This window comes from Pseudomonas sp. NY15356 (assembly GCF_048068175.1).
Taxonomy (GTDB): domain Bacteria; phylum Pseudomonadota; class Gammaproteobacteria; order Pseudomonadales; family Pseudomonadaceae; genus Aquipseudomonas; species Aquipseudomonas putida_K.
In genome coordinates, this window is the sequence record NZ_JBLUPW010000020.1 from 56,396 (window position 1) to 74,281 (window position 17,886).

The 17,886-nt window shown below is 64.8% G+C and carries 17 protein-coding genes and 1 pseudogene; 10 read left to right on the plus strand and 8 right to left on the minus strand.

Going from position 1 to position 17,886, the window contains the following annotated elements:
* Nucleotides 1-41: 41 nt before the first annotated feature.
* A complete protein-coding gene (locus tag ACNFCI_RS16465) occupies nt 42-902 on the minus strand; it encodes a CAP domain-containing protein (protein ID WP_084856936.1) in 861 nt (286 codons plus the stop codon).
* 231 nt (nt 903-1,133) lie between these two features.
* Here ACNFCI_RS16465 and ACNFCI_RS16470 point away from each other — a divergent pair, with 231 nt between their 5' ends.
* On the plus strand, nt 1,134-1,538 hold the full coding sequence (locus tag ACNFCI_RS16470) for a hypothetical protein (RefSeq protein ID WP_084856938.1): 405 nt from the start codon (nt 1,134-1,136) through the stop codon (nt 1,536-1,538).
* A 3-nt stretch (nt 1,539-1,541) separates the two neighbouring features.
* Here the strand turns inward: ACNFCI_RS16470 and ACNFCI_RS16475 are convergent, their stop codons facing one another.
* A complete protein-coding gene (locus ACNFCI_RS16475) occupies nt 1,542-2,159 on the minus strand; it encodes a LysE family transporter (RefSeq protein WP_084856940.1) in 618 nt (205 codons plus the stop codon).
* A gap of 151 nt (nt 2,160-2,310) precedes the next feature.
* On the opposite strand from ACNFCI_RS16475, the gene ACNFCI_RS16480 reads away from it, so the two are divergent.
* The 4 genes from ACNFCI_RS16480 to ACNFCI_RS16495 all read left to right on the plus strand — a co-directional run bounded on the left by ACNFCI_RS16480 (nt 2,311) and on the right by ACNFCI_RS16495 (nt 4,986).
* Nucleotides 2,311-2,532, plus strand: a complete 222-nt coding sequence (locus ACNFCI_RS16480; protein ID WP_084856942.1) for an MbtH family protein — start codon at nt 2,311-2,313, stop codon at nt 2,530-2,532.
* A gap of 10 nt (nt 2,533-2,542) precedes the next feature.
* On the plus strand, nt 2,543-3,262 hold the full coding sequence (locus ACNFCI_RS16485) for a thioesterase II family protein (RefSeq protein WP_084856944.1): 720 nt from the start codon (nt 2,543-2,545) through the stop codon (nt 3,260-3,262).
* Between the two features lie 84 nt (nt 3,263-3,346).
* On the plus strand, nt 3,347-3,898 hold the full coding sequence (locus ACNFCI_RS16490) for a hydrolase (protein ID WP_084856946.1): 552 nt from the start codon (nt 3,347-3,349) through the stop codon (nt 3,896-3,898).
* 5 nt (nt 3,899-3,903) lie between these two features.
* The gene (locus ACNFCI_RS16495) at nt 3,904-4,986 is read left to right on the plus strand and encodes a DUF1615 domain-containing protein (RefSeq protein WP_084856947.1); all 1,083 of its coding nucleotides are present in this window, start codon (nt 3,904-3,906) and stop codon (nt 4,984-4,986) included.
* A gap of 109 nt (nt 4,987-5,095) precedes the next feature.
* Here the strand turns inward: ACNFCI_RS16495 and ACNFCI_RS16500 are convergent, their stop codons facing one another.
* From ACNFCI_RS16500 to ACNFCI_RS16515, 4 genes and pseudogenes are all read right to left on the minus strand, one after another.
* The gene (locus tag ACNFCI_RS16500; RefSeq protein WP_368829588.1) at nt 5,096-5,947 is read right to left on the minus strand and encodes an ABC transporter permease; all 852 of its coding nucleotides are present in this window, start codon (nt 5,945-5,947) and stop codon (nt 5,096-5,098) included.
* Complete coding sequence (locus ACNFCI_RS16505; protein ID WP_368829589.1) at nt 5,944-6,957, minus strand: ABC transporter substrate-binding protein; 1,014 nt, start codon at nt 6,955-6,957, stop codon at nt 5,944-5,946. The genes ACNFCI_RS16500 and ACNFCI_RS16505 overlap by 4 nt, the downstream gene beginning before the upstream one ends.
* Nucleotides 6,958-7,221: 264 nt before the next feature.
* On the minus strand, nt 7,222-7,977 hold the full coding sequence (locus ACNFCI_RS16510; protein ID WP_416768064.1) for a methyl-accepting chemotaxis protein: 756 nt from the start codon (nt 7,975-7,977) through the stop codon (nt 7,222-7,224).
* A gap of 102 nt (nt 7,978-8,079) precedes the next feature.
* Nucleotides 8,080-9,483, minus strand: a pseudogene (locus tag ACNFCI_RS16515) (HAMP domain-containing protein); the annotation flags it as partial.
* 190 nt (nt 9,484-9,673) lie between these two features.
* Between ACNFCI_RS16515 and ACNFCI_RS16520 the strand changes: the two are divergent.
* Nucleotides 9,674-10,993 (plus strand): Na+/H+ antiporter family protein, encoded by a 1,320-nt coding sequence (locus ACNFCI_RS16520; RefSeq protein ID WP_368829590.1) that lies wholly within the window; start codon nt 9,674-9,676, stop codon nt 10,991-10,993.
* Nucleotides 10,994-11,096: 103 nt separating this feature from the next.
* Here ACNFCI_RS16520 and ACNFCI_RS16525 read toward each other — a convergent pair whose 3' ends face one another.
* Nucleotides 11,097-12,104, minus strand: a complete 1,008-nt coding sequence (locus tag ACNFCI_RS16525; protein ID WP_368829591.1) for a FecR domain-containing protein — start codon at nt 12,102-12,104, stop codon at nt 11,097-11,099.
* 222 nt (nt 12,105-12,326) lie between these two features.
* Between ACNFCI_RS16525 and ACNFCI_RS16530 the strand changes: the two genes are divergently transcribed.
* The 4 genes from ACNFCI_RS16530 to ACNFCI_RS16545 all read left to right on the plus strand — a co-directional run bounded on the left by ACNFCI_RS16530 (nt 12,327) and on the right by ACNFCI_RS16545 (nt 16,417).
* Nucleotides 12,327-12,800, plus strand: coding sequence for a MarR family winged helix-turn-helix transcriptional regulator (locus ACNFCI_RS16530; protein WP_084856959.1), 474 nt, complete (start codon nt 12,327-12,329; stop codon nt 12,798-12,800).
* A gap of 30 nt (nt 12,801-12,830) precedes the next feature.
* Entirely contained in the window at nt 12,831-14,024 is a 1,194-nt protein-coding gene (locus tag ACNFCI_RS16535) for an efflux RND transporter periplasmic adaptor subunit (protein ID WP_368829592.1), read from the plus strand.
* Nucleotides 14,021-15,556, plus strand: coding sequence for a DHA2 family efflux MFS transporter permease subunit (locus ACNFCI_RS16540; protein WP_368829593.1), 1,536 nt, complete (start codon nt 14,021-14,023; stop codon nt 15,554-15,556). Before ACNFCI_RS16535 ends, ACNFCI_RS16540 begins: the two co-directional genes overlap by 4 nt.
* 114 nt (nt 15,557-15,670) lie before the next feature.
* Complete coding sequence (locus ACNFCI_RS16545; RefSeq protein WP_084856965.1) at nt 15,671-16,417, plus strand: SDR family oxidoreductase; 747 nt, start codon at nt 15,671-15,673, stop codon at nt 16,415-16,417.
* Between the two features lie 30 nt (nt 16,418-16,447).
* Here ACNFCI_RS16545 and mapR read toward each other — a convergent pair whose 3' ends face one another.
* Nucleotides 16,448-17,857 carry a GntR family transcriptional regulator MpaR gene (gene mapR, locus ACNFCI_RS16550; protein WP_324814629.1) on the minus strand — a complete coding sequence of 470 codons (1,410 nt, stop codon included), beginning with the start codon at nt 17,855-17,857 and terminating at the stop codon, nt 16,448-16,450.
* Nucleotides 17,858-17,886: the final 29 nt, after the last annotated feature.

The window sequence follows — 17,886 nt, forward strand, 5'->3', positions numbered from 1 at the left end:
CAGGCGGCGCGCGCTCACAGGCCTCATCATGCCCGCAAAGGTTATTGGGGTGAGGCGAACACGCCTGTCCAGTAGATCCCGGCGTCGCTCTTCGGGTCCACGGCATAGGCGGCGCCGAGCTCGCGAAATTCAGGGTTCATCAGGATGGCGCAATGGCCGGGGCTTGCCAGCCAGCCGTCCACGACCTTGCGTGGCGTGTCGCGCCCGGCGGCAATGGTTTCGCCGATTTGCTGGTACAGGTAGCCGGCAAGCTCTGCGCGATCACCTGGGGTGCGCCCGTCGCGGTCCAGGTGGTCGAAGAAGTTCTGGTTGGCCATCGCTCGGGTATGGTTGGCGGCAACTCCAGCCAAGGTGGCGTTCCAGCCCAACGCCGGCGCCGCTGCGAAGGGTTGGCCGCCACACTGGCGCGGTACCTTGCGTGCGGCATTGATTTCCTGCAACAGTTTCTGCCCTTCGGCCTGCCAGTCGCCCAGGCGCCCGCTGAGCAACGGGCGGGCGAGGACGATACGCCAGTCACGGCCCTCCTGGCTGACCCCGATATCGACGAACTGCGGGTCGAGCACCACCTGGCAGAAGCTTTCCTCGATGGCACGCATTGCGGCCTGGGCATCGCGTGGGCCGGACAGGCTGATGGCTTGTACGTTGACCATCGGATAGGCGGCGCGGGTCATGGCCTGCTGCAGGTCGCGGGTGCCTTCTGGCGACAAGGCCAGGCGGGTGTCGCTGTTGAGAGGGGGCAACTCCAGCGAAGCCTCCCCGCCGCAACGCTGGGCCTGGCTGCGGTAGGCGTTGATCGACTCGATCAGCTGCCCCTCTTCGCCACTGAAGGCCAGGGCATTGGCGCACGCCACCAGGCCCAGCGACAGGACGGCAAGACGGGCAACGGATGACAGGACGCGCATGAAGATCTCCCTATGAACTGGCAGCGCCTAGGTTGCGCTGCTCATCCTACACAAGCGCAGGGCTTTTGGCCCTGCCTTGTGCACTGCGAATAACGGCCGGCAATCGATTGCAACTCGGCAAAAGAGGGGGTAGACCACCGCTTGCCGGAAAAGTGCGGCACGTCATTGGCGTTTTCATCCAGGCGATCCCTGCCTCATGAACTTGGACAGGGAAAGATCTATGCTTGCTCCATGACCAGCACCCAGTTACCCCTTCGCCAACCCTGCCCGCCGGGCGCCTGCAATTGTGGGCGCGAGCGGCTGCACGAAGGGCCGCCTCAGGCGCAACGTATCCTGTTGCTGACCCGCCAGGAGGAAAAGCGCCTGCTCGAGCGCCTGGAAAACCTCAAGGACCTGGAAGACCTGCAGCGCCTGCAGGTGCGCCTGTACGAGCAACTGGGCATTCGGGTGCGTATCGCGCCGGGCTACAACGAAGTGCGCACCATGCGCGGCATCGTCATCGAACTGGACGAACAACCGGGGCTGTGCCGCAAGACGCGCCAGTCGATCCCCGCCGCGATCCGTCGTGGGCTGGAGCGTAACCCGCAGGTTGCCTTCCGCCTGCTCGATGCCCACGACCTGTTGCGTGACGCCTGAACCTCAGCGCATCGCCGCCAGCTTGATGCCGAACCCCACCAGGCAGGCGCCTGCCAGGCGCTCGAGGAGGTTGCTGATGCGTGGGTTGGCACGCATGCGCTCGGCCAGGTGATGGGTCAGCACCACCGCAACCAAACCATAGAGAAAAGTCAGTGCCGCCACGGTGACCGCCATGAAAGCGAAGGTGACCACGCCCTGGTGATGCACCGGGTCCACGAACAACGGAAAGAACGCCATGTAGAACATGATCGCCTTGGGGTTGAGCAAGGTGATCATCATGGTCTGGCGCAGGTAATGCCCATTGGCCATGCGGCTTTCCCGTGGGGCTGCGCCAGGCTTGCTCAACACCATGCGCAGGCCGAGCCAGGCCAGGTAGGCCGCCCCCACCCACTGCACCACGTGGAAGGCGGCGGGGTAGGCGGCCAGCAGCGTGGCGACCCCGGCCACCGCCAGCCACATCAGCACCTGATCGCCCAGGATCACCCCACAGGTGGCGGCCAGGCCAGCCTTGATACCGCCTTTGCCGGTAGCCGTGATCAGGGCGAAGTTGCCGGGCCCCGGAATGGCCAGCAGGATGAGGAAAGCAACGACGAATGCGCCGTAGTCGGTTACGCCGAGCATGAGAAAACGCTCCATTAAGGGAAGCTCGATATATGCCACCATCGGCGCCGCTTGCAAAGGCAGGCGATTAATTTTTCCCGCTCGCCCTTCGTTTGATGGAGAGCCGCCCTGCGCACTGCGCATCGGCCTTCAACATTCAAGGAGACAGGCAATGACGTCCGTATTCGACCGCGACGATATCGTGTTCCAGGTAGTGGTCAACCACGAAGAGCAATATTCCATCTGGCCGGACTACAAGGCCATCCCCAACGGCTGGCGCGCGGTGGGCAAGAGCGGTTTCAAGCAGGAGTGCCTGGCCTATATCGATGAAGTCTGGACCGACATGCGCCCGCTGAGCCTGCGTCAGAAGATGGCGCAGGCCCAGGCGCAATGAGGCGTTGCCGGTGACCGAGGTGAACCTGTTGTGCCTGCCTTATTCCGGCGCCAGCGCCATGGTCTACAGCCGCTGGCGCCGCAAGGTGCCGGCCTGGTTGCGAGTATGCCCGGTGGAGCTGCCCGGGCGTGGTGCGCGCCTGGGCGAGCCGCTGCAGACCGACATGCAGGCCCTGGCCCGGCAACTGGCCACCGAACAGCGCCTGCAGGCCAATGCGCCTTATGCCTTGCTCGGCCATAGCCTGGGGGCGTTGCTGGCCTTCGAGCTCGCCCATGAACTGCAGGCCGTGGGTTGCCCGCCGCCGCTGGCGCTGTTCGCCTGTGGCACCGCGGCGCCGACTCGCCGGGAAGACTACGAGGCCGGCCACTGGCGCGAGCCCAGGCCTGATCACGCTCTGATCGCAGAACTGCGTGACTTGCAGGGTACCCCGGAGGAAGTGCTGGCCAACCAGGAGCTGATGAGCCTGACCTTGCCGGTCCTGCGCGCCGACTTCCTGCTATGTGGCCGATATACCTACCGCCACCGCCCCTTGCTACGCTGCCCGTTGCATGTGCTCGGCGGCGAGGACGACCGGGCCAGCCAGGAACAATTGCTGGCCTGGCGCCAGGAGACGGTGGGCGACTTTTCCCTGGAGGTATTCCCCGGCGGGCATTTCTTCATCCACGAGCACGAAGACCGTGTTCTGGCCGTGCTGGCCAACGCCCTCGGCGCCTGTCGGCGTTGCGCATGATTGACGCCACCCCCTTGCCTCGGCCAGCCTAGTAACCTTCGTGGCCTACGGCAGGCCGCTACGTTCCCAGGCAAGGGGCAGTCAATGCTGATCGATTCTCACAAGGCCACGCTGCTGGTCGTCGATATCCAGGAAAAACTCATAGGCGCCATGAGCGACCCGGAGGGCACGCGGGCGCGGGCCCGTTGGTTGCTGGCCGCGACCGCCGAACTGGAAGTGCCTACGGTGATTTCCGAGCAGTATCCCAAGGGCCTGGGACATACCCTGGCCGAGCTTCTGGCAGCAGCGCCGGCCGCCGAAGTGGTGCAGAAACAGCATTTTTCCTGCGTGGCCGCGCAGTGCCTGCCGGCGAGCCTGATGGCGCGCGAGCAGGTGATTGTCTGTGGCATGGAAACGCACGTCTGCGTGTTGCAGACCGTGCTCGGCCTGTTGGCCCTGGGCAAGCAGGTGTTCGTGGTCGAGGATGCCTGTGACAGCCGCAGCCCGGCCAGCAAGGCGGCGGGCCTGGCACGCATGCGCGATGCCGGGGCCCAGGTGGTCACCCGTGAGATGGTGCTGTTCGAATGGATGGGCAGCGCCGCCCATCCATTGTTCCGCCATATCAGCAAGACTTATCTGGTGGGCGAGCAGCCTTGAAGAAAATGATCGACCGGCGGCTGGTGGCTTGCGGGCTGGCCATCCTCGTACTGATGCAGGGCTGTGCCACCCCACCGCGAGCGCCTGAGGCCGACCCGGCCAAGGTCCAGGCCCAGGTCAAGCGCCTGCTGCCGGCCTCGACCCGGGACCGGGACGGTTGGGCTCAGGACATCCAGGTCGCCTTCGCTGCCCAGCGTATCGCTCCCAGTAAGAGCAACCTATGCGCCGTGCTGGCCGTCACCGAGCAGGAGTCGACCTTCAATGCAGACCCGCAGGTGCCGAACCTGGGCCGCATCGCCCGGGAGGAAATCGACCGCCGTGCCGCGCGCCTGCACATCCCCAGGTTGCTGGTCGATGGCGCGCTGAAGACCCCATCGCCCAATGGTCAAACCTACCAGCAACGGTTGCTCGCGGTACGCAGCGAGAAGCAACTGAGCGGCCTGTTCGACGATTTCATCGCCGGCCTGCCCTTGGGAAGAACCCTGCTCGGTGGGCTTAACCCGGTGCGCACCGGAGGGCCGATGCAGGTGAGCATCGACTTCGCCGAGCGCAACGCAAGGGATTACCCCTACAGCCACTCGGGGACGATCCGCCAGGAAGTGTTCACCCGCCGTGGTGGGATGTACTTCGGTATTGCCCACCTGCTGGGCTACCCCAGTCATTACCAGCGTCAGCTGTATCGCTTCGCCGATTTCAATGCCGGCTGGTACGCCAGCCGCAATGCCGCGTTCCAGGCAGCCCTGAGCCGTGCGACCGGGGAGCGGCTGGCGCTCGACGGCGACCTGATCGCGCCGGGTTCGATCATGCCTGGCAGTACCGAACGGGCCGCCCGCAAGCTCGGGGTCAAGCTTGGTTTGCGCAATACGCAGATCCGCAACCAGCTGGAGAAGGGCGACAGCCTCGCGTTCGAGGACACCGAGCTGTATGAGGGTGTGTTCGCCCTCGCCGATGCTGCGGCTGGTAAACCTATGCCGCGAGCGGTGTTGCCGGGGATCGAGCTCAAGAGCCCGAAGATCACCCGCAAGCTGACCACTGCATGGTTTGCCGGCAGGGTGGACGAGCGTTACCAACGCTGCATGAAACGTTGATAAGGCTTTGCGGGAGCTGCGGTGGTATGGCAAGGGCTTCGCCCTTGATCGCGGGACAAGCCCGCTCCTACAGGTCAGTGTGATGCTGCCTTTGTGTGGCGACGAGGGTTCATGAACGCCCCGGCTGGCCATACGCCTGGCTGATCCGGTCGATGACCATCGCTAGCGCGACGATCGCCAGCCCGGCTTCGACCCCTTGGCCGACATTGAGCGTCTGGATGCCGGCCAGCACATCTTCGCCCAGCCCCCGTGCCCCGATCATCGAGGCCACCACCACCATCGACAACGCCATCATCACCGACTGGTTCAACCCGGCCATGATGCTCGGCAACGCCAGGGGTAGGGCGATGCGCCGCAACCGCTGCCAACGATTGGCGCCCAAGCCATGGGCGGCCTGCAGCAACGAGGGGTCGATCTGTGCCAGGCCCAATTGGGTCAGGCGTACCAAGGGCGGGAGGGCATACACCAGAGTGGCGAACACGGCGGGCACCTTGCCCAGACCGAACAGCATCAGCACCGGGATCAGGTAGACGAATGCCGGCAAGGTCTGCATCACGTCCAGCACCGGCAACAGCAGGCGCCGGGCTAGCGGCCGGGTCGCCAGTACGATCCCCAGCGGCACGCCCACCAACACACACAGGCCCGTGCTGACCAGTACCAGGGCCAGTGTCTGCAGCAGTTTGTCCCAGAGCCCAAGCATACCGATCAGCGCCAGCAAGGCGCACAGCACCACCGCTCGCAGCAGGCTACGGCTGGCATGCCAGGCGAGCAGCCCTACTACCAGCAGTAACAGCCACCATGGCAGCTGGCGCAAGCCGTTTTCCAGGCTTACCAGGACCTGCAGCAGCTGGTCCGAGACATGACGCAGCTGGTTGCCGTAGTGCAGCACCAGCCAATCGACCAGGCGGTTGACCCATGCGGCGAAAGAGAATTGCAGTGCCTCGGGAAAGCCTGCGCTCACAACGCCCCCTCGACCTTGGCGGCGGCCTCGGCAGGCAACCAGGCCTTCCACACCGCCGGGTTGTCGCGCAGGAACGCCCGGGCCGCATCACGCGGTGGCTGTCGGGTTTCGCTCATTCGTGCCAGGGCTTTGTTCAGTCGGTCGATCGGCAGGTCGACCTTTTCGAATACCGCGACCAGGTCCGGGTATTGCTGGCGGAAGGGCGCCGACACGCCGATCGACAGCTTGGCCGGCAATGAGCGGCTGCCCTTGGGCGCCGGGTGCTTGGCATCGGTCAGGGTGGTCCAGGCAGCTGCGTCGAAAGGTGGCTCCTCCAGGCGCACCAGATCGTAGCGCCCCATCAGCGGCGTCGGGCTCCAGTAATAGAAAAGCACCGGCTGGCCGCGCCGGATCGCCGAGCCGATCTCCGCATCCAGGGCTGCGCCCGAGCCGCTGCGGAAATTGTTGTAGAGGGTGTCGAGGCCATAGGCCTTGAGCTTCTGGCTGTTGACCGTCTCGGATGTCCAGCCGCTGGGGCTGTTGAGGAAGCGGCCTTTGTCCGGCGCCTCTGGGTCGCGAAATACCTGAGGGTAGCGCTTGAGATCATCGACGGTGCGCAGGTCGGGGGCCAGCGGCGCGAGCTTGCGTGCGGGGTCGCCCTTGATCACGTAGGCCGGCACCCACCAGCCTTCCTCGGCGTTCTTTACCGTATCGCCGAGCGCGAATACCTGGCCGGCCTGCTCGGCCTTGACCCAGGCGGGGCTGCGCCCGGCCCATTCTTCGGCGATCACCTGCAGGTCGTTGCGTGCCAGGGCCACCTCCATGCTGACAGTGCTACCCGGCAAGGTGTCGGTGGGGTAGCCGTAACCGTGCTCGACGATCAGCCGCAGGATCTCGGTGGTCAACGCACCGCTTTCCCAGCCGATGGCGCCGAAGTGGATGGGCGCGCGTTCGTCGGCTGCGGCACTGTCGGTGCTGGCCAGGCCGACGGCAAGGAGCAGGCCGGCCAGCAGCGTGGAAATCTTCTTCATCTGTGCCTCTCGGTCGCCAGTCTCGGGGTTCGGGCAAGTGTAGACGACGCAGGTTCGTCACCCTGGTTGGGCACGGCGGGAACGGCTTCAGGCTGCGGCAATGCCTGTGCCGGTGGGAATAATTGCGGCCCGATTGGCGAGCTCGCCTACTGGGAGGAGGGCGGTTCCACCCGGCGCGCGGTGCGTTGTAAAAGGAGAGGGCGCTTTGCGCCCCGATTGCAGACAGGTCCGGCCGCCGCTTCTACAGGCGGCCGGTTATGGCACTCAGACGCGGAACTGGTCCATCAGCCCTTGCTGCTGGTTGGCCAGGTCGTTCAGCGACTGGCTGACCCGTGCCGACTCATTGGCCTGCCCGGACAGCGACTCGGTGACATCGCGAATGGTCGCCACATTGTGGTTGATCTCCTCGGCCACTGCGCTCTGCTCTTCGGCGGCCGAGGCGATCTGCAGGTTCATGTCGGTGATCACCGTCACCGCCTGGCCGATGCGTTGCAGTGCGGTCACCGCTTGGCCGACCTGCTCGACGCCACCCTGGGCCTGGCGGTGGCTGTTGTCCATGGCGCCGACCACTTCCTGGGTGCCGGCCTGCAGCGCCTCGATCACTTGGCGGGTTTCTTCCACCGACTCCTGGGTACGCCGGGCCAGGTTGCGCACTTCGTCGGCGACCACTGCGAAGCCGCGCCCGGCCTCGCCGGCCCGGGCGGCCTCGATGGCGGCATTGAGGGCCAGCAGGTTGGTCTGTTCGGCAATCGAGCGAATCACCTCCAGCACCGAGCCGATCTTCTCGCTGTTCTGGGCCAGGCCTTCGACCTGGGCCATGGCGCCGCTCATGTCGGCCGCCAGCGCATCGATGCTGTGGGTGGTGCGGTCGATCACCGCCAGGCCTTCACGGGTGGCCTGGTCGGCCTCGCGAGCGGCCTGGGCGGCTTGCGCAGCGCTGCGGGCCACGTCCTGGGCAGTGGCACTCATCTCATGGGAGGCGGTAGCCACCTGGTCGACCTGACGGTACTGCTGCTCCATCCCGGCGCTGGTCTGGGCGGCAATGGCTGCCGACTGGTCCGCCGTACCGCGTGCGGCATGTACCGAACGTTTGACCTCGGCGATGGTCGGCTGCAGCTTGTCGAGGAAGCGGTTGAACCAGCCGGCCAGCTCACCCAGTTCGTCGCGCTTGTCGTAGGCCAGGCGACGGGTCAGGTCGCCTTCGCCGCTGGCGATGTCCTTGAGCATGGCCGCAACACCAAGAATCGGTCGGGTGACACCGCGGGCCATCAGCCACACCAGCAACAGCCCTGCGATCGCGACAGCCAGGCCAAGGCCGAGCTCGAGCAAGGTGCCGCTGGTATTGAGGGCGTCGAGCTCCTGCTTGAGCGCTTCGGCCGGGCCGGTCAGGGCGCTTTGCGGGACATCGAGCAGCACGCCCCAGGGCTTGCCGCCCGGGATCGGCTCGAAGGCGGCCAGCACCTTCAGGCGCTGTTCATGGCGCATAACCTGCAGCTTGCCGTCCGGCAGCTTGCGCACCAGTTCTGCGCCCTGGGCCGGGTCGACCTGGTCGAAGCGCTGGGCCAGCTTGCCAGCATCGGCGCTGTAGCCCGCCAGAAGGCCTGCGGGACTGAGGATACCGACCGTGGTACGGCCTTCGTAGAGGCTTCGGCTGGCGCGTTCGCTCAGGGCCTGGAGGCTGTTGAGGTTGATATCGATGGAGAGGGTGGCGATGACTTTGTCCGCCACGATCAATGGGAACACGATGCTGGTCATCAGCACCTGGTGGCCATCGATGGTATAGAAGTAGGGCTCGCTCACGCACACTTTGCGCGTGCTGCGCGGGCATACCCACCAAGTGTTGGCCGGCTCGCCGCTTGGGCCGATCTCGGTGTTGGCCATGTCCTGTTCCGGCAATGCCATGGCCGTCAGCTGGCCGGCGCGTGGCTGCGACCAGTACAAGGCAAAACGCCCGGTTTCGTTGCTGCCCAGCTCGGCCTGGCCGTTGAACAGGCTGTCCTTGCCATCCAGCGCATCAGGCTCGAAGACCAACGACAGGCCGAGCAGCTCGGGGTTGGCCTGCAGTGCCGAGCGCACCTGCCGGGTCATGTCCTCGCGCAGGTCATAGGCATCGAGAAAACGCTTTTCGGCCTGTTCGCGCAGGAACAACACTTGGCGGGCGAAACCGGCGCCGTACTGGTACGCATCCATGAACTGGCGGCGGATATCCAGGGCCTGCACCTCGCCCTGGGACTCGATGCGGGCCTGGGCCGACTCGGTGAGCATCTGCATGCTGCTGGCCTTGACCAAGTCCGAACTGTGATCCATGCGGTACAACGAAAGACCGATCAGCACCGTGACGATGGTCGCCAGGCACAGGCCGGCCAACAGGGTGATCTTCCACTGGATGGAAAGTTGACGCAAAGGCATTTGGGGATCCCTTGTAAAGAGGTCTTGGCCAGTGCCAGTCGGTCTAGTCGCGGCTGATTGGCAGCAGGGCCTGGGGCTGCCCTTTATGTCGGCGAGCCGGTCCTTTTCTTTATCCATGCGTTCAATAAAAAACCTACTTTCAGGCACTTCTGACACGAGTCACGGCCTTGACGGCTTTGACAAGCGCCCAGGTGTGCTTCAGAGTGTGCGCCCTTCATAACAACATCCCCTGGCCCGGCCACTGCCCGCATGCAGCCTGTCGCCGGCGCACTCGCTTTTCGTCTGTCGTAACGAGGTAAACCACACCATGAATGCAGTCATTGCCGCGGTTGGCGTCATGCTGGTATTGAGCCTGTCCCGCGTGCATGTGGTCATCGCCCTGATCGTCGGCGCCCTGACCGGTGGCCTGGTCGGCGGCCTGGGCACCGAAGGCACGCTCAAGGCCTTCAACAGTGGCTTGGGCGGTGGTGCCACGGTGGCGCTGTCCTACGCGCTGCTCGGCGCTTTTGCCGTCGCCATTGCCAAATCCGGCCTGGCCCATGCCTTGGCCGACCGCGCCTTGGCGATGGTCGACCGGCAGGGGCATGCCAACAAGGGTGCGCTCAAGTGGGTGCTGGTCGGGCTGATGCTGGTGGTGGCTGTCTGCTCGCAGAACATCCTGCCTATCCATATCGCCTTCATTCCTCTGTTGGTACCGCCGCTGCTGTACGTGCTGACCCGGCTGCGCATCGACCGGCGGCTGATCGCCTGCGTGATCACCTTCGGCTTGATCACCCCGTACATGTTCCTGCCGGTGGGCTTTGGCAACATCTTCCTCAACGAGATCCTGCTGGCTAACGTCGCCCGTGCCGGCGTGGATGTCAGTGGCGTCAACGTCACCCATGCCATGGCCATTCCGGCCGCGGGCATGCTCGCCGGGCTGTTGCTGGCCGTGTTCGTCAGCTACCGCAAGAAGCGCGACTACGACCTGGGCCGCATCGAACAGGTCGAGCAGGTCAGCGTCCGCTACAACCCCCTGACCTTGCTGGTAGCCGGCGCCGCGATTGCCGCAGCGTTCATCATCCAGTTGTGGCTGGACTCGATGATCATCGGCGCCATGGTCGGCTTTCTGATCTTCTCGCTGTCGGGCATCGTGCGCTGGAAGGACACCGACGACCTGTTCACCGAAGGCATGAAGATGATGGCCATGATTGGCTTCATCATGATCGCCGCGTCCGGGTTTGCCGAGGTGATGAAGGCCACCGGTGAAGTGAACGGCCTGGTCGAGGCTTCGGCACAGTGGATCGACCACAGCAAGGGCGTCGGTGCCTTGCTCATGTTGCTGGTGGGGCTGCTGGTGACCATGGGCATCGGCTCGTCGTTCTCCACCGTGCCGATCCTGGCGGCGATCTTCGTGCCGCTGTGCGTGCAACTGGGCTTCGACCCGCTGGCCACTGTGTGCATCGTGGGCACCGCCGGGGCGCTGGGCGACGCCGGGTCGCCTGCATCGGATTCCACCCTCGGCCCGACTTCGGGGCTGAACGTGGATGGCCAGCATCACCATATCTGGGACACCGTGGTACCGACCTTCATTCACTACAACCTGCCGCTGCTGGCGTTTGGCTGGTTGGCGGCGATGGTGCTTTGAGCGGAGGCAGGGCTTGAGCGGTTCGATAGCTGTGAAAGCGAGTGCCGCCCGCGCGGCGTTCGCTTTCAAAGGCGCTGAAGCTGTTGCGACGAACGCTTCAGGCTCACCCTCGGCTGGCCGGTGGAGAGATGCGATTGAGCACGGTGCTGCCGTCCTGGCTACGCGTCAAGTAGACCGGTAGCACCTTCGGCAGGTTATCCACCAGGCGCTCCACCTCGTCGATGCTGTACACCCCGCTGACGCGGATCTTGCCCGTGCTCTCGTCAGCCAGGCGCAAGGGCTTGTCCAGGTAGCGGTTGATCACTGGCAGGGCCTGGGCCAGGGTGAGGTTGTCCAGGATCAGCTTGCCGCTGCGCCAGGCCAGGCTGTTGCCGGAATCGTCGGTTTGCGCCAGTACCGGCTCGAAGTCACCGGTGCGGTAGCTGGCCTGCATGCCGGGGCCAAGGCGGTAGCCGTCATCGGCGCCATGGCTGGTGACCAGCACCGAGCCTTCCACCAACGTCACCTTGACCTGGTCCTCATGCTTCCAGACATTGAACTGGGTCCCGGTGACCCGGGTCTGGCCGCTGCCTGCCCGGACGATGAACGGGTGGCGGCTATCGTGCTTGACCTTGAAGAACGCCTCGCCCTTGACCAAGGTGACCTGGCGCCGGTCCTTGTAGTTCAGGTAGCGCAACTCGGTGTGCAGGTTGAGCTCGACCATGCTGCCGTCGCTCAGGGTCACCTGCTGCACCTGGCCGTCGCTTTCGACGTGCTGGTAGCGGTTGGGCAGCCAGCCTTGTTCCCAGCCGACCCAGCCAGCCAGGGGCAGGGCGAGCAGGAGCACTGCTGCAGCCGCAGCCAGCGGGCGCCAGGTGTGTTGGCGCGCTACAGGCCGTGCACGCGGGTTGAAGTCCACCACTGTGGCGGTAGGGGGCAAGTGTTCGGCGGTATGCCAGATCTCCAGCATCGCTTGATACTCCTCCTGGTGCCGTGGGTCGGCCGCCAGCCAGCGCTGGAATGCCTCGCGCTCGGCTGCCGTGCAGTCGTCGGCATGCAGCCGCATGCACCAGTGGGCGGCCGCGTCGGCGAGGGCATCGTCTGGGGTGGGGGTTAAGCGATCGTGGTTCATTGCGGCTCCCGGTTTTGCGCATTCTACCCTCGACCGGGGAGTGTCGAGAACCAAGATAATGGCGAACGACTATCAGATGCCTGTTTTTTCATCGCGATTCAGGCGGATCCAGGCGATCTGATAGAGCGTCTTGCCGAACTTTTACATAGCAGGCTAATCAAGGCTTTGACATTCACTGCCTAGGCAGTAATATTTCTACACATATTGCCCCGGGCCTTCGTCATGTCTCATTTCTCGCCGGAAAACTTCCAGACCTGCGCCATCGGCATGCTCTTGGGGCGTGCCGCGTTGCTCAAGGACCGCATCCTCGATTGGCACCTGGAAGCAGACGGCGTCACTGCCGCGCAGTTCAAGGTGCTGATCATCGTCACCCAGTACGACGTGGATACCCCAGCCGAACTGTGCCGCTACCTCGGCCTGGACAGCGGCTCGATGACTCGCATGCTCGATCGCCTCGAGCAGAAGGGCCTCATCCTGCGCAACCGTTGCCCCGAGGATCGCCGCCAGGTTCGCCTGGCGTTGACCGAGGATGGCCAGCGCCTGGCCGATCGGCTGCCGGAGATCGGTGCCGCGGCAATGAATGAGCTGGTCGGCGCCTTGCAGCCCGAGGAACTCAAGACCCTCGAGGGTCTACTGGCCAAGGTGCTGTTGAGCGCTGGCGACCCCCTGACGATTCGCCGTTTCGGCAATCGTTGATCCTCCCACGACTCTTTCCAAGGTATTGTCATGGCCACTTCCGCTGACACTCCCACCCCAGCACCTGCGCCGGACAACACGCGCACGCGCAAGGCCTGGCTGCTGGGCTTGCTGCTGGTGCTGATCCTGGCAGGCGCCGCCACCTGGGCCTGGTATGCCCTGGTCGGGCGCTGGCACGAAAGCACCGATGACGCCTACGTCAACGGCAACGTGGTGGAAATCACACCGCTGGTGACCGGTACCGTCACCAGCATCGGTGCCGACGATGGCGATCTGGTGCGCGAAGGTCAGGTGCTGTTGCGTTTCGACCCCGCCGACAGCGAGGTGGCCTTGCAGGCCGCCGAAGCCAGACTGGCACGCACCGTGCGCCAGGTGCGCGGGCTGTACAGCAATGTCGATGCCCTCAAGGCCCAGTTGCAGACGCGCCAGGCCGAGTTGCAGAAGGCCCAGGACAACTACCGGCGGCGCAAGGTGCTGGCCGACAGCGGGGCGATCGCAGCCGAGGAAATATCCCATGCCCGCGATGACCTGAGCGTTGCCCAGAGCGCCCTGAACAGCGCCCGCCAGCAGCTCAATACCAGCACTGCGCTGGTCGACGACACCGTGGTGTCGTCGCACCCTGAAGTCATGGCCGCCGCCGCCGACCTGCGCCAGGCCTACCTCGACCGTGCCCGTACCACGCTGGTGGCACCGGTTACCGGCTACGTGGCCAAACGTACCGTGCAATTGGGCCAGCGCCTGCAACCGGGTGTGGCGACCATGGCGGTGATTCCCCTGGACCAGGTCTGGATCGACGCCAACTTCAAGGAAACCCAACTGCGCGATATGCGCATCGGCCAGCCGGTGGAGATTTCCGCCGACCTGTACGGCAGCGACGTGAAGTACAGTGGCACGATCGATAGCCTTGGTGCCGGTACCGGCAGCGCCTTCGCGCTGTTGCCGGCACAGAATGCCACCGGTAACTGGATCAAGATCGTCCAGCGGGTACCGGTGCGTATCCACATCAACCCCGAGCAGCTCAAGCAACACCCGCTGCGTATCGGCCTGTCCACGGTGGTGGAGGTCGACCTGCACGATCAGAGTGGCCCGGCATTGGCCCAGCAACCTCCGCAGCAGGCCAGCTATGCCACCCAGGTGTATGACCGCCAGTTGGCCGAAGCCGATGAGCTGATCGCCCGGCTGATCCACGAGAACAGCGCCAGCGGCAAGACGGCCCAGCGATGAGCTACAACGCGCCCGCGCAGTTCACCCCGCCGAGTCTGCTGCTGACCACCATTGGCCTGTCGTTGGCCACCTTCATGCAGGTGCTCGACACCACCATCGCCAACGTGGCCCTGCCGACCATCTCCGGCAACCTCGGCGTGAGCTATGAGCAGGGCACCTGGGTGATCACCTCGTTCGCCGTGAGCAACGCTATCGCCTTGCCGCTGACCGGCTGGTTGAGCCGGCGCTTCGGCGAAGTGAAGTTGTTCATCTGGGCCACCTTGTTGTTCGTGCTGGCTTCGTTCCTGTGCGGGATCGCCCAGTCGATGCCGGAGCTGGTGGCTTTTCGCGTGCTCCAGGGCGTGGTCGCGGGGCCGCTGTACCCCATGACCCAGACCTTGCTGATCGCCGTGTACCCACCCGCCAAGCGAGGCATGGCGCTGGCCTTGCTGGCCATGGTCACGGTAGTGGCGCCGATTGCCGGGCCGATTCTCGGCGGCTGGATCACCGACAGCTACAGCTGGCCGTGGATCTTCTTCATCAACGTGCCCATCGGCCTGTTCGCCGCCGCCGTGGTGCGCCAGCAGATGCGTACACGGCCGGTCACCACCAGCCGCCAGCCTATGGACTACATCGGCCTGCTGACGTTGATCATCGGTGTCGGGGCGTTGCAGGTGGTACTGGACAAAGGCAACGACCTGGACTGGTTCGAGTCGTCGTTCATCGTCGTGGGCAGCCTGGTCTCGGTGGTATTCCTGGCGATCTTCGTGATCTGGGAGCTGACCGACCGCCATCCGGTGGTCAACTTGCGGCTGTTCGTGCACCGCAACTTCCGCGTGGGCACCTTGGTGATGGTCGGTGGCTACGCCGGCTTCTTCGGCATCAACCTGATCCTGCCGCAATGGTTGCAGACGCAGATGGGCTATACCGCCACCTGGGCGGGCCTTGCGGTGGCGCCGATCGGCCTGTTGCCGGTGGTCCTGTCGCCCTTCGTGGGCAAGTACGCGCATCGGGTGGATCTGCGCCTGCTGGCGGGCCTGGCCTTCCTGGCGATCGGTGCCAGCTGCTACATGCGCGCAGGCTTCACCAACGAGGTGGACTTCCAGCACGTGGCGCTGGTGCAGCTGTTCATGGGCATTGGCGTGGCGCTGTTCTTCATGCCGACCTTGAGCATCCTGCTGTCGGACCTGCCCCCACATCAGATCGCCGACGGCTCGGGCCTCGCGACGTTCCTGCGCACCCTGGGCGGTAGCTTCGCCGCATCGCTGACCACCTGGATATGGATCCGCCGCGCCGAGCAACACCATGCCTACCTGAGCGAGCACATCAGCGAGTACGATCCGGCGACCCAGCATGCCCTGGGGCAGCTGGGCGGGGCCAACCCACAGAGCTATGCGCAACTGGAGCGCATCCTCAACGGCCAGGCCTACATGATGTCGACGGTGGACTATTTCACCTTGATGACCTGGGTGTTCGCCGGCCTGATCCTGCTGGTGTGGCTGGCGCGACCGCCGTTCACCGCCAAGGCGGCGCCGGCTTCGGCTGGGCATTGATAGCTGTGTGAAGCCTGTGGGAGCCGCTTTCGCCCTGCGCCCTTCGAGGGCATTCACAAGCATCGCCTTTTCCCCTATTGTCGGGAATCCATTCCCAGAGCAATTGGCGGATTCATGGAGAAGGTCATCGTCATCACCGGTGCCAGCCGTGGCATCGGCGCTGCCACGGCGCTGCTGGCGGCACAACAGGGCTACCGCATCTGCATCAACTACCACGCCGACGACCAGGCCGCTGAACAGGTACTGGCCCAAGTGCGCGCGTTGGGCGCCACGGCCATCGCCGTGCGTGCCGATGCCAGTGTCGAGGATGAAGTGTCCCAGCTGTTCCACCGCGTCGACCAGGAGCTTGGCCCGGTTACCGCGCTGGTCAACAACGCCGGGACCATTGGCCAGCAGAGCCGGGTCGAGGAAATGTCCGAATTCCGCCTGCTCAAGGTGATGAAGACCAACGTGGTCGGGCCGATGCTGTGTGCCAAGCACGCCTTGCTGCGCATGGCCCGTCGTCATGGCGGGCAGGGCGGGGCGATCGTCAACGTGTCGTCGGTGGCGGCACGGCTTGGCTCGCCCAATGAGTACGTCGACTATGCCGCCTCCAAGGGCGCGCTGGATACCTTCACACTGGGGCTCGCCAAGGAAGTAGCAGGCGAGGGCGTGCGGGTCAACGGCGTACGCCCCGGCTATATCCACACCGGCTTTCATGCCCTGAGCGGTGACCCGGACCGTGTGGCCAAGCTTGAGCCTGGCCTGCCGATGGGGCGGGGCGGGCGGCCTGAAGAGGTGGCCGAGGCGATCATGTGGCTGCTGTCGGACAAGGCATCCTATTCGACAGGCAGCTTCATCGATCTGGGGGGCGGGCGCTAGGCCGCTTCCCGTAGCCGGCATGCAGGTCTGTCAGAATGACCTGACGATCTTCCCCAACGTCTCCATGGCCTGTTCCGCGGTGTCGTGCCAAGGGCTGCCGTAGTTCAGGCGAATGCAATTGCCAAAGCGTCGGGTCGGCGAGAAGATCGGCCCCGGTGCGATGCTGATGCCTTGGGCCAGGGCCAGGTGGAACAGCTTGAGGGCGTCCATCTGTTCGGGCAGTTCCAGCCACAGGAAATAACCACCGGTGGGGTGGCTGACCCGGGTCTGGGCCGGAAAGTGCCGGGCGATTGCGCCGAGCATGCTCAGTTGCTGGCCCTCCAGGGCGTAGCGCAGTTTGCGCAGATGCCGGTCGTAGCCGCCGTGCTGCAGATAGTCGGCAATGGCCGCCTGGGCCGGCATCGAGGCGCACAATGAGGTCATCAGCTTGAGCCGTTCGATCTTCTGGGCGAAACGCCCGGCCGCCACCCAGCCGATGCGGTAGCCGGGTGCCAGGCTCTTGGAGAACGAACTGCAATGCATCACCAGGCCATCGGTATCGAATGCTTTGGCCGGCTTGGGCGCTTGCTGCGAATAATAGAGTTCCGCGTAGACATCGTCTTCGATCAGCGGCACCTGGTGGCGGCGCAACAGTTCGACCAGTTCCTGTTTCTTCGCCTCCGGCATGCTGGCACCTACCGGGTTCTGGAAATTCGTCATGCACCACACGGCCTTGATCGGGTGTTTCTCCAGGGTCTGGGCCAACGCTCCCAGGTCCATGCCTTCGCGTGGATGGACCGGAACTTCCACGGCCTTAAGTTTGAGCCGTTCCAGTACCTGAAGGCAGGCATAGAAAGCTGGTGCCTCGATGGCCACCAGGTCGCCGGGCTGGGTGACCGCCTGCAGGCACAGGTTCAGGGCTTCCAGCGCGCCATTGGTGATCAGCAGCTCCTCCATCGGCAACATCAGGCCTGTGACCATGTAGCGCAGGGCGATTTGCCGCCGTAGCTGTGGATTGCCCGGCGACAGGTCGGTGACCACCATCTGCGGGTCCATGGCGCGGCTGGCACTGGCCAGTGAGCGCGACAGACGTTGCAGCGGAAACAGTTCCGGGCTGGGGAAGGCCGAGCCGAACGGCACGGTGTGCGGGTCCTTGATCGAGTCGAGGATGGAAAACACCAAGGCACTGACATCCACGTCGGTGGACTCACTGACCGGTGCCTGGGCGAGAGGTTCACTGAACTGGCGTGGCGCGTGGGCATTGACGAAATAGCCCGAGCGCGGCCGGGCCCGGATCAGGCCGCGACGCTCGAGCAGGTAGTAGGCTTGGAACACCGTGGACGGGCTGACCCCATGGGTCTGGCTCGCGTAGCGCACCGAGGGCACGCGCTGGCCAGGGGCGAGCACCCCGGAGCGGATCAGTTCGGCAATGTCGTCGGCGAATCGTTCGTAGCGTTTCATCGTGGCTCGGCAGGCAGGTGACACATCAG